We start from the raw sequence: 11,574 nt of genomic DNA on the forward strand, positions 1-11,574 counted from the left end.
CTTTTAAGGATCGTGGAAGATGACCACGTTGATAGGCTATAGATGTAAAGGCAGTAATGTCATAGTCGAGTAGTACTAATAATCCGTAAGCTTATGTACACCCTTTTCCCCAGTGGCAACACTGGGGAAGAAACTTTCTAATCCTTCGGCTTCGGCTCAGGATGACACTTTTTATATTCTTTATCTCAGTATGTTAAGATATTATTTTAATTATCAATTGAAAATTATCAATTGTCAATTAAAAAGTTACCTCAAGTAACAACGACCTTAAGGTGGTTATTGCGGCGGGGCTCACCTCTTCCCATCCCGAACAGAGTAGTTAAGCCCGCCTGCGCAGATGGTACTGCAGTTATGTGGGAGAGTATGTCGTCGCCTTTCTTTTAAAAATCCTCATCATTTATTTGATGGGGATTTTTTGTTTCAAAGTACTGTAATTATGTGGGAGCCCCGATAGCTATCGGGGGTCGTCGCCTTTCTTTTAAAAACCCTGTTTCTAACGAAACGGGGTTTTTTGTTTTGTAGTTGTGGGTGTTTTAACCGCAAGGGCCACAAAGGTTTTTTGGAATACGGTTAGATTGCAAGGTGCGCAAAGGCTGTGGGGAAGTATTGGAATTTGGGGCTTGTCCCAATGTTTATCGTGATTGGAATTTTGTATTTATATTGATGCTTGGATTTTAACCGCAAGGGCCGCAAAGGTTTTTTGGAATACGGTTAGATTGCAAGGTACGCAAAGGCTGTGCGGGAAGTTTTGGAATTTGGACCTTTTCCCGATAGCTATCGGCATTGGAATTTTGTATTTATACCTCAGTGCGTTAGGGATCGCAGCGGTATCCTTTTGCGGGGAACCCCCAAAGTCCTGACGTAGCAATCCCAAAGCAATCCCGCAAAAGATTTAGCGAAGAGCCCGGCCCGGAGGGAAACGCCCAAATGAAATAATTATAAATTGAAGTTGTTAAGCTTTAAGGTTCTATCTTTTTTTTAAGATATTCTAGCATCGGTTGTGTTATTGGCTTGGAAAGAAAGTCTATAATAATGGGATATTTCTTTGCTTTGGCTAAATCCTCAGGATCAATAGTGGAAGATAGAACAATTACATTGGCATTGTTGAATTCGGCGTAATCTGGAGAGGTAAAATGATCCAGGAATTCCCAACCACCCATAACCGGCATATTTAAGTCTAAAAAAATCAACTCCGGTTTTTTATTAACTGTATTTTTGCTATTGTGGTATTTTAAGTTGTTGAAATGATGCAATGCTTCTTCGCCATTTTGTGCCGTGATAACTTCTTTCGAAAAGGAAGATTTTGAAATTACTTTTTTGCACAACATTAAGGTAATCGGGTCGTCGTCGATACATAAAATTTGCTCAAGCATCATGTGTTAATTTTTGAATGTTATAGTAAATGTAGTTCCTTTATTAACCTCACTTTCAATACTGATTGTTCCTCCCATGGTTTCTACCTGTGATTTTACAAGATATAAGCCCAGCCCTTTACTATCGGGGTAATTGTGGAACCTCTGATAGAGTCCAAAAACCTTATCTCCGTTTCGCTCTAAATCTATTCCGATTCCGTTATCTTTAAATGTTAATACGGCTTTATGGTCGATTTGTTCTGCGAGAATTGATATTTTTAATTTCCTGTTTTCTGATTTATATTTAATCGAATTGGTCAGCAAATTAAGCAAAATACTTTCTATATAGGCTTTATTGGTGTTTAAGAGCGGAACTTTGTCAAATTTGAGTTTGATGATAGGCTTATGAAGTTCTATTTGAAATGATAACTGGCTGAAGACGTTCTCGAAAACTTCTTTTAAGGAGACTTCCTCTTTTTGCATTGAAGGGTTGTCTTTGATGATAATGACTTTTACTAAATCGTTGATTGTTTCGTTTAGTAAATGAGTTGATTTGTTGAAGCCCGTTAAGATTTCTTCGAGTTCGGGATTTTCTACTGGGATGTCCTCTATAAGATTTAAAAGGCCTATTAAATTTGATAATGGTGCGCGAAGGTTGTGTGATGTTATGTAGGAAAATTGCTTTAAATCCTTGTTGTTTTGGGTCAGTTCACGGATGAGATGTTCTTTTTCTGTTTCTAACTTTTTTTCATCGGTTATGTCTCTCTGGATAGAAATCCAATGGGAAATTATGCCTTCATTATTAAATATCGGAATCATGGAAAACCGAACCCAGTATTCTTCTTTTTGTTTGGTATAGCTAATGGTTTCTATTAAACATTCTTCTTCGTTTTTGATTGCTCTTAATAGTTTTTTTAGCTCTTCGGAATCTGAATTTGGTCCTTTGTTAAAGATATTTGTGGATTTTCCTATGATTTCATTTGGCTGGTAACCAGACATTTGTGAAAAAGCAGGGTTGATGTAAACTATTTTGGGAATTCTCCCGTTTGCTGAGTTTGCTTCCGTAATTAATATCGAATCTTTAGATTGTGTGATTACGGTTTCTAAAAGTTTTAATCGCTGTTCTTCTTCTTTTTGCTTTGTGATATCCTGAATGGCTCCAATCATTCTGATAGCCCGTCCATTTTCGTCTTTCAGCAAAAAGCCACGATCCAGGACATATTTATAAGTTCCGTCGGCACATCTGAAACGATATTGATCCTGCCATTTTTCCGTTTTCTGTTCAATAAATGAATACAGTTTTATTGACATTCTAATACTGTCTTCCGGATGGATTTTATCAAACCACCATTTTGAGGTTTTTCCAACTTCTTTCTGTTTGTAGCCAAAGACGCTTTCAATGCCTTTATTCCAGCCGATACTGTCTTTCTGGATTTTCCAGTCCCAGATTGTGTCACTGGTTGCTTTTGCTACAATGTCATATTTTTCATTAGACTCTTTAATTTCTTCGTTTGTTTGTTTTAATTTTTCAAAAACAGCAATATTTTTGCTTTCGTTTTTAGAGAGTATGTACTTGAAAATTAGACCTGTAATTAATATGAATAAAATATCTTTTAAAAAAAATAAATAAAAGTATTCTTTGGAGGAGATAAAAGTGGTTAGTAATTTATGACAGATAATAGCCATAAATAACGAAATGATAATATAAATTAGAGTAATTTGTATAGTTTTACTTTTCATTACTCAAATATAGTTAAATTAACCATAATTAAACAATAATTGAAACTCATTTTGGCTCGTAAATTTACATTGATTTAATCAACTAATTACTTGTCTATACGCAAACTATCGCAGAAACGTTTTTTATATCAAAATAAAGTGTACCTTTGCACCCATTAAAAATCTCAGATGGAATCTATTAGAAACATTGCAATTATTGCCCACGTCGATCACGGTAAAACCACTTTGGTTGATAAAATTATGTATCACTGTCAATTATTTCGTGACAACGAAAATACAGGTGATTTAATTCTTGATAATAACGATTTAGAGCGTGAGAGAGGTATTACTATTACTTCGAAAAACGTTTCTGTTCAATATAAAGGAACAAAAATCAATATTATTGACACTCCTGGCCACGCGGATTTTGGAGGTGAAGTTGAACGTGTATTAAACATGGCCGATGGTGTATGTTTGTTAGTCGATGCTTTTGAAGGCCCAATGCCACAAACGCGTTTCGTACTACAAAAAGCTATTGATTTAGGTTTAAAACCTTGTGTAGTTATCAACAAAGTTGATAAGGAAAACTGTACTCCTGAAGAAGTTCACGAGAAAGTTTTTGACTTAATGTTTGAATTAGGTGCTGAAGAATGGCAGTTGGATTTTCCAACGGTTTATGGTTCTGCTAAAAATAACTGGATGTCTGATCATTGGGAAAACGTAACTGATAATGTTGAAGCATTATTGGATATGGTTGTTGAAAATGTACCAGCTCCTAAAGTTTCTGAAGGAACACCTCAAATGCTAATCACTTCTTTAGATTTCTCAGCCTTTACAGGTCGTATCGCTATTGGTCGTCTGGAAAGAGGAGTTCTTAACGAAGGTATGCCAATCTCATTAGTAAAAAGAGATGGTACAATATCTAAATCCCGTATCAAAGAACTTCATACTTTTGAAGGTCTTGGCCGTAAAAAAGTACAACAAGTAATTGCCGGAGATATTTGTGCAATCATTGGTGTAGAAGGTTTTGAAATTGGTGATACTATTGCTGATTTTGAAAATCCTGAAGGTCTAAAAACGATTGATATCGACGAGCCTACTATGAGTATGTTGTTTACAATTAATGACTCTCCTTTCTTTGGTAAAGAGGGTAAATTTGTAACTTCTCGTCATATTAGAGAGCGTTTGACAAAAGAATTAGAAAAAAACTTAGCAATGAAATTGGGTGAAACTGATTCTGCTGATAAGTTTATGGTTTTTGGTCGTGGAGTACTTCACTTGTCTGTTCTTATTGAAACAATGAGAAGAGAAGGGTATGAGTTACAAATTGGTCAGCCGCAAGTTATCATCAAAGAAATTGACGGTAAAAAATGTGAGCCTATCGAGGAATTAACTATCGATTTACCAGAAACTCTTTCAGGTAGAGCGGTTGAGTTCGTTACTATGCGTAAAGGTGAAATGCTAAGTATGGAAACTAAAGGTGACCGTATGATTGTAAAATTCAACATTCCATCACGTGGAATTATTGGATTGCGTAATCAATTGCTTACTGCTACTGCTGGTGAAGCGATTATGGCACACCGTTTTATAGGATACGAACCTTACAAAGGAGAAATTGCCGGACGTAACAAAGGTTCATTGATTTCTATGGAAAAAGGAAAAGCTATTCCATATTCTATCGATAAATTACAAGATCGTGGTAAGTTTTTTGTTGAACCAAATGCTGAAATCTACGAAGGTCAGGTAATTGGAGAAAACTCTCGTGGTGATGATATGTGTGTAAACGTAACTAAAGAGAAAAAACAATCTAACGTTCGTTCTTCAGGAAATGATGAAAAAGCCAGAATTATCCCTCCTATTATTTTCTCATTAGAGGAAGCTTTAGAGTACATTCAAAAAGATGAATATGTAGAGGTTACACCAAAATCTATTCGTCTAAGAAAAATCTACTTAACTGAAACAGACAGAAAAAGATTTAAATTCTAATATTTAGATTTTGTATATAAAAAAAGCCATCCGCATCGGATGGCTTTTTTTTATTCTTAAAGTTGTGAGCAGCATTATCTTTTTATGCTAAAATGGCCTCTGATATTTTTACCATTTGTAAAGATCAAATCAAACCAGTAATCGTCAGAAGGAAGCTGCTGACCGTTAAACAGTCCATTCCATCCCGGGCTGTTTTGAGTCATTTGTTTTAATAATTTCCCGTAACGGTCAAAAATGGAAAGCCTGTAATCCGGTAGCTTGTCTAAGTTTTTAATCGCCCATACATCATTATGTCCATCTCCGTTTGGTGTGAAAAATTTAGGATAATCCAGAACGTACAATAGGTAAAAATTCGAGATGCCGCATTCGTCTTTACTTTGTGCAAGTGCATTATAAACTCCGGGACTGACGTTAGCGAAGAAAGGGTCATCCTGAAAGTCAATTCCATTTAGGGAGAATTCATAATTTCCAGTTCCTGTATATTGTAAGGTTACAGAATTATCGGTACCTGAAAAATCTTTAATAACAGCTCCGGTAATCACGGCAGGTTCAGATAAAATTACTTTGAACTTTTTAGTCTTTTCACAACCAAATTCGTTCGTGACTTTTACAGAATAATCTCCGGCCTGAGGAACAGTGATGAGTGAATTTGTATTATTAATAGCAACACTCCAAAGATAACTGCTAAAACTAGGATCTACAGCCAAATCGATTTGGCTGCCTTTACACAAACTTTTAGTTTCTTCCTCAAAATTAGGAGGGTCAAAAGCATTTACAACAAGTTTAATCGGTGCTATTGCATAACAGTCAGCTCCGTTTACTGCACGGGCATAAATAGTCTGTGAGAAAGCGGTTGTGTTTTTAAAAATGTTAGGCAATGCATTTGTTTCTGCAAAAGCATCAGCAGTATTTAAATAATAATGTATCACTAATCCGGCTGGAAGTCCTTTTCTGACCTGAGGAGTTACCTGCAAATCAAGATCGAACTGATAAAAACCGTCCTGATTATCATCGAGGTCACATGTTGCTATTGGATCCTGATCTGGAATCGTTGTGCCTGAAATTTCCAATGTTATCTGAGGCGTTTTAAAACAGCCGTATTTGTTTTCAATTCGGGCAAAAATAACCTGATTAGCACTTTTGTTGGTATATTTTTCAGGCGTTGCAATTTCATTGGTTTTTGACTGAGCATCGGCTAATGATTCATAATATCCTTTGTTTACAATGGATGCATCATTATTTTTAATGATATCAGCAGCTTTTGTCAGGTTAAAAATGGCAGCACCGTCTGTATTATCATCGCATTGGATCAATTTTGTATTGTTTGCTATAATTTCGGGGGTAAATTCAAGCTGAATTTCGCCTGTTAATACGCAAGTTGATCCTGTTATTGTTGCTTCTACTTTGTATTTTCCGGACGCTGTAGCTTTGTATACCGGACTGGTTTCGGAATTGATCACATTTCCGTCTTTAAACCATTTATAAGAGTAGGAAGCTGGTAATTTTGTATCTAAAGTTATCGATTCTCCAAAACATACGGGTTTACCGTTTAGCGCTGTCTGATCCGGGCCAAAATCAATTTTTGAAGAAAAGCTACCCGATTGTAAAAAAACTGCCGAGTCATATAATCTGTTATCGTCATCGGCAATTACCAGTTTCACATGGTATTTTTTTCCTGTTATTACAGCTGTCTGAGCATTCATAACAATTGTTTGTCCGGCATAGTTTATGGGACTTATATTAGTATTAAGTCCGTTAAAATAATGTATATTGGATTCCGGGCATCCGGGATAAGGATCTCCGTTAATATCATAGCCAGGCTGAATTGTCGGACGAATATTAATAGACGAAACAGGTGTATCAGTACCGGGCAGTACAGCCAGATTTTTATACTCATCACTTGTTCCGGCCTCTTTGATTAAAAAAGCAAACCCGTCTGAATAACTGCAGGGATAAAAAGACTGATATTCATTCGAGGCAAAAATATAATTGAAGCTCAAAAAATCTGTCAGGGGAACAAAATCAAATTCCAAAACTGTTGCATTGATAGAATTAATTCCTAATATCTGATTCAGCTCAAAATCGCCTTCCCATTTGACATCTCCGCCACCCTGATTGCTTATGTAAGGTCCTCTTGCTGATGAACTTGTTGAAGTGGTCAGGACAATACCTTCTGAAAAAGGAAAATTACCTGTTCCTGCATTAAAGTAGGCAAAACTGTTTTTTCCGGGTGTAAAAGTGTCCCCGGTTCCGGAAACGTTTGTAACCGAAACGCAGGAACTGTTTACTAATGTATTTTCAATTAACTGTTGTGGTGTTCTCTGATTGTTGATGCTTATGAATTGTGCATTTATCTTAACAGATACGCAAAGTATAAAGCAAACAAATAAAATTCTCTTAAAATAGGTCATAGTATAGCAAATATACTATAAATCTCTATTTTTTAATAGCTTGTAAGAAAAATGAATAAATAAAAATGTCCACACTAAAACAATCAATATAGAAAGGTAATGTACACCATAATCTTTGGTATTCTCAACCCCCATCTGGGTTCCGATAGTTTTTATTACGGATAGTCTTGTAAAGGGTTCCACTATTAAATTAGACATTGCTTCCAGCGGAAGGAATTGCATAATATACGTTCCTGTATTGCTGTCAGGAAAAATTTTGAAGACTAAAAGGCCTTTAATAATTCCTTCAATAATACTCCAAACCAAAAGGAAACCTAATGCAAATGCGGATCGTTTTACCAAAATTCCTAAAAATAAACAGAAGGAAAAGAAACCGGTCAGTTTTACGAAAAAAGCTAACAGATAATCTAAATCGGTGAAAATAATTCCAAATTCATTGTAGGATGAAAAACATAATCCCAATATCAGAGACATTACAAAGACAAAAATCGTAGAGCAAAAGGCAAAAAGCACAACGGTTAAAAATTTAGATAATATAAATTCTTTTTTGCTCAGGCCGTCAATCAGGTTTTGCTTTAAAGTTCCGTAACTGTATTCATTAGCCATCATGGAAACAATCACAATAGCCAGGAAAAATTTCAGCCAGGCAGCAACGTAGGTATTGAAATGCCATATAAAAGGAAAGTTGAAAATTCCCATTTCAGCTAAATGAAATTTGAATACCCCAATATCAAATTTTATGGAAGCGATTAAGGCTATAAAGGAAAGTAAAATGAAATACGTTAAAGTAAGGACACGAGTGGCTTTGTTTTTCCAGATTTTTTGTAATTCTATAGAGATAAGTCTGTTCATGGCTTAGTTGTTTTTGATAGTGGCGGTTTTGGTTAATTCTAAAAATTGTGCTTCCAGGCTATTTTTGCGTTTTACCAAATGGCTTAAGGCAATGTTTTTAGAAAATAAATACTGATTCAGTTCAGCAGCAGACAATTCTGATTTTAAGTATACCAGAACTTTTCCTTCTTCTTCTGTAGTACGGTCTACATCTGGATGCTCTTTCAGAACATTTTTCAAAGCTTCATTATCATTCGCCTGAAGTTCAAAAAAGCCTTCATTGGCAGACATGCTGTCAACTGAACCGGAATATAGGATTTCGCCTTTTCTTAGGACAATTACATGCGAACATACTTTTTCTACTTCGTCTAATAAATGGGAAGCTAATAAAATAGTCGTTCCCTGAGCAGCAATTTTTCGTATGATATCACGGATCTGATGAATTCCCTGAGGATCTAAACCATTTGTTGGTTCGTCTAGAATTAAAATTTCAGGATCGTTTAATAAGGCCGATGCAATCGCCAGACGCTGTTTCATACCTAAAGAAAAAGTACTGAATCGGCTGTCTTTTCTTTCTGTCAGACCAACTAAGTCGAGTTTTTCCTTTATTTTAGAATAATCAATACTTTTAATTTTACAAACCAGTTTCAGGTTTTCCTCTGCAGTCATGTAGGGATAAAAGTTGGGTCTTTCGATGATAGCTCCTACTTTTTTTAAGGCTTCATGCGTCTGCATTTTTCCATTGAACCAGCTGTAATTACCTGAGGTTTTGTTTACAACGTTTAAAACGATTCCCAGAGTGGTAGATTTTCCACTTCCGTTTGGGCCTAAGATGCCATAAACACGGCCTTTTTGTATTTCAAAAGATACATTTTTTAAGGCCTGAATGCGCCCGTATCTTTTGTGAAGATTTTCGATAGTAAGAATGGTTTCCAAATTTATTTCGGTTTTAGTTTTTAGTATGACGATTCAATCGGCTTATTGTTACGCTAAATTTTATTTATGTGTTTAAAATTATAATTTACTGTAAATTTGTACTAAGATATTCAAAAGATATTACAATGAGCGAACCTTTAATGGTCTTAAAAAAACCATCTTACCCTTTAACACCATCTCTCTTAAGTTATTTAGAACGATACGAACGAATTTCGAAGGTATCCGTATTCTATGATGACTTATTGCGGTTTTCAGGTTCGATAAATGTCTACGATAAAAATGAAACGGATACCTTATGGATTCGTGTCTACTACAATGAATTTGAACGAAATGAGATTGACCTGAACCTGAAGAGAATTTATTCGCTGCTGCATTCAGATGGAAACAGCGAGATCATTCACTTCCTGAATATCGATGCAATTGATTACTGTACTTTTGGAAATTCAAAGCCGTTCCGTATTAAGGTCCGAAATATTCTTAATGACAATTATGTTCATTTTTATATTAAGAAGGCCGACGCGTCCCGAATTTACGGATTGGAACTCGAGGATATTCTCTCTCCGGATAAAATCAATTTTCTGGTTTATAAAGATACTTTGATCGAAGAACACATTATCGGAATTCCCGGTGATGTTTTTATGGATACTTTGCTGGACAATTGTACCGAAATGGAAAAATCCCAGATCGCAAAAGAGTTCGTAAAGTTCAACGAACGCTGTATGATCCGTCTTTTGGGCGATATGCGGGCTTATAATTATGTTATTGTCCCAATTCATGATTTCGATCAGGTCGTTTATAAAATCCGTCCTATTGATTTTGACCAGCAGTGTTATGAAGGTAATTTTAAGGTCTATCGTCCGCAGTTTTTCAAGGAAAATTATCCGATGATAAAACTAATTAAGGAGAAATTGGAAGAACGCTCGATTATTCAGTACAAGGATGAAGAAAGAGCTATCCTGGCAAAACGGATTCACTCGGCGGAAAACAGGGTCAAAAAGTTATTGAATATCATGTGCCACGATACCATTTCGACAGAAGAACATCTGAATCAACTAAAAATGGAATTGTACCGTTATACCAATGATATGAAATTTAAAAATGCCAAATCAATGGGACATATCATGTTTGCTGCATTTGAATTTATTACGCGTAATTTTAAAAACACCAATTTAGTTTGATTTTGAGCAACGGATTTTCTTTCGATTTCTATTTTATGAAATCATTTTAATCTATTTAATCCGTGGCTGAATACTTTAAAAATAATACTATGAAAAAGTCTTTTTTGCTTGCCCTTTCAATTGTTTTATTAGCTTGTCAGCAACAATCTGACAGCGATTTGAAGACGCTTTTTTCACTTCCGAAAAAGTTAAAGGAAGTTTCGGGAATCACTTATTTTCCTGAAACAAAACTGATGTATACGTTGGAAGACAGCGGAAATGCTAATGAAATTTATGCTTTGGGTGCTGATGGGAAATTAAATAAAACCATTACCATTTCAAACGCAACCAACGTGGATTGGGAAGATATTACAAAAGATCAGGCCGGAAATATTTATATCGGTGATTTTGGAAACAACGACAACGAACGAAAAGATTTGTGTATTTATAAAGTTGCGAAAGGGGAGCTGAACAAAGAAAACGCTGTTTCCGAATATAAAGTGTCTTTTTCGTATCCGGAACAAACGGAGTTCCCGCCAAAGAAAAAGGAGCTATTTTATGATGTTGAAGGTTTTTTCGAACATGGAAATTATTTTTATCTCTTCACAAAAAACAGAAGCAAGGGCTTTGACGGAACTGCTTTTATTTATAAAATTCTAAATGCTCCCGGAGTGCAGAAAGCCACTAAGATTGGCACATTCAAAACCTGTGATACTTATAATCATTGTGTGCTGACCAGTGCGACAATTAGCCCTGACGGAAAAAAAGTGGCTCTGCTAAGCCATGATAAAATTGTTTTGTTTCAGGGTTTTAAAGGAGATGCTTTTCATAAAGGCAAACAAACCGAAATAAAACTGAATCACTTTTCCCAAAAAGAAGCTATCGTTTTTAAAGACAATAAAACGTTGCTTATTGCTGACGAGAAAACCAACAAAGTAGGAGGTAAGGTGTATGAGTTTTTTTTATGAGGCTCTAAGGTTCTGAGTAGCTAAGGTGCTAAGTTTTTTTTTAGTGCTTAAGTTAATAGTGAAATGTATTAAATGTGTTTTTTTGAAACACTAAAAGTATTGTCAATTTTGAATAACCATGATATAAAATAAAAATGTCTGCTTAAAAAAAAGCAGACATTTAAAAACCTTTGTTCCTCTGAACCTTTGCGACTCTGAACTTAAAACAAAGTCT

At 35.4% G+C, this 11,574-nt stretch carries 8 protein-coding genes and 2 rRNA genes; 5 read left to right on the forward strand and 5 right to left on the reverse strand.

The window, feature by feature from the left end; genetic code table 11:
* Together D0817_RS16430 and rrf are read left to right on the forward strand one after the other, a co-directional pair.
* Window positions 1–99 (forward strand): 23S ribosomal RNA (locus tag D0817_RS16430); the annotation flags it as partial.
* Between the two features lie 169 nt (window positions 100–268).
* Window positions 269–378, forward strand: a 5S ribosomal RNA gene (rrf, locus tag D0817_RS16435).
* A gap of 581 nt (window positions 379–959) precedes the next feature.
* Here rrf and D0817_RS16440 read toward each other — a convergent pair.
* Window positions 960–1,373 carry a response regulator gene (locus tag D0817_RS16440; RefSeq protein ID WP_127339618.1) on the reverse strand — a complete coding sequence of 138 codons (414 nt, stop codon included), beginning with the start codon at window positions 1,371–1,373 and terminating at the stop codon, window positions 960–962.
* A 6-nt stretch (window positions 1,374–1,379) separates the two neighbouring features.
* Window positions 1,380–3,092, reverse strand: a complete 1,713-nt coding sequence (locus tag D0817_RS16445; protein WP_127339469.1) for a PAS domain-containing sensor histidine kinase — start codon at window positions 3,090–3,092, stop codon at window positions 1,380–1,382.
* A gap of 168 nt (window positions 3,093–3,260) precedes the next feature.
* Between D0817_RS16445 and typA the strand changes: the two genes are divergently transcribed.
* Window positions 3,261–5,057, forward strand: a complete 1,797-nt coding sequence (gene typA / locus D0817_RS16450) for a translational GTPase TypA (RefSeq protein WP_127339470.1) — start codon at window positions 3,261–3,263, stop codon at window positions 5,055–5,057.
* Window positions 5,058–5,131: 74 nt separating this feature from the next.
* Here typA and D0817_RS16455 read toward each other — a convergent pair whose 3' ends face one another.
* Genes D0817_RS16455 through D0817_RS16465 form a run of 3 tightly spaced genes read right to left on the reverse strand, consistent with a single transcriptional unit; the run spans window position 5,132 to window position 9,235 of the window.
* Window positions 5,132–7,468: a T9SS type B sorting domain-containing protein gene (locus D0817_RS16455; RefSeq protein WP_127339471.1), complete on the reverse strand. Its 2,337-nt coding sequence runs from the start codon at window positions 7,466–7,468 to the stop codon at window positions 5,132–5,134.
* Window positions 7,469–7,483: 15 nt separating this feature from the next.
* A complete protein-coding gene (locus tag D0817_RS16460) occupies window positions 7,484–8,320 on the reverse strand; it encodes an ABC transporter permease (protein WP_127339472.1) in 837 nt (278 codons plus the stop codon).
* 3 nt (window positions 8,321–8,323) lie between these two features.
* Complete coding sequence (locus D0817_RS16465) at window positions 8,324–9,235, reverse strand: ABC transporter ATP-binding protein (protein ID WP_127339473.1); 912 nt, start codon at window positions 9,233–9,235, stop codon at window positions 8,324–8,326.
* A gap of 125 nt (window positions 9,236–9,360) precedes the next feature.
* Between D0817_RS16465 and D0817_RS16470 the strand changes: the two genes are divergently transcribed.
* Both D0817_RS16470 and D0817_RS16475 read left to right on the forward strand, forming a co-directional pair.
* On the forward strand, window positions 9,361–10,413 hold the full coding sequence (locus D0817_RS16470; RefSeq protein ID WP_127339474.1) for a hypothetical protein: 1,053 nt from the start codon (window positions 9,361–9,363) through the stop codon (window positions 10,411–10,413).
* Window positions 10,414–10,502: 89 nt separating this feature from the next.
* Window positions 10,503–11,360, forward strand: a complete 858-nt coding sequence (locus D0817_RS16475; protein WP_127339475.1) for an SdiA-regulated/phytase-like domain-containing protein — start codon at window positions 10,503–10,505, stop codon at window positions 11,358–11,360.
* Window positions 11,361–11,574 lie beyond the last annotated feature (214 nt).

Origin of the sequence: Flavobacterium cupreum (assembly GCF_003996965.1) — a bacterium.
GTDB lineage: Bacteria > Bacteroidota > Bacteroidia > Flavobacteriales > Flavobacteriaceae > Flavobacterium > Flavobacterium cupreum.

Bases quoted from the DNA above. Each gene is read 5' to 3' on its own strand.
- D0817_RS16440 (WP_127339618.1), bottom strand. From the start codon at position 1,373: ATGCTTGAGCAAATTTTATGTATCGACGACGACCCGATTACCTTAATG.
- D0817_RS16445 (WP_127339469.1), bottom strand. From the start codon at position 3,092: ATGAAAAGTAAAACTATACAAATTACTCTAATTTATATTATCATTTCG.
- typA (WP_127339470.1), top strand. From the start codon at position 3,261: ATGGAATCTATTAGAAACATTGCAATTATTGCCCACGTCGATCACGGT.
- D0817_RS16455 (WP_127339471.1), bottom strand. From the start codon at position 7,468: ATGACCTATTTTAAGAGAATTTTATTTGTTTGCTTTATACTTTGCGTA.
- D0817_RS16460 (WP_127339472.1), bottom strand. From the start codon at position 8,320: ATGAACAGACTTATCTCTATAGAATTACAAAAAATCTGGAAAAACAAA.
- D0817_RS16470 (WP_127339474.1), top strand. From the start codon at position 9,361: ATGAGCGAACCTTTAATGGTCTTAAAAAAACCATCTTACCCTTTAACA.
- D0817_RS16475 (WP_127339475.1), top strand. From the start codon at position 10,503: ATGAAAAAGTCTTTTTTGCTTGCCCTTTCAATTGTTTTATTAGCTTGT.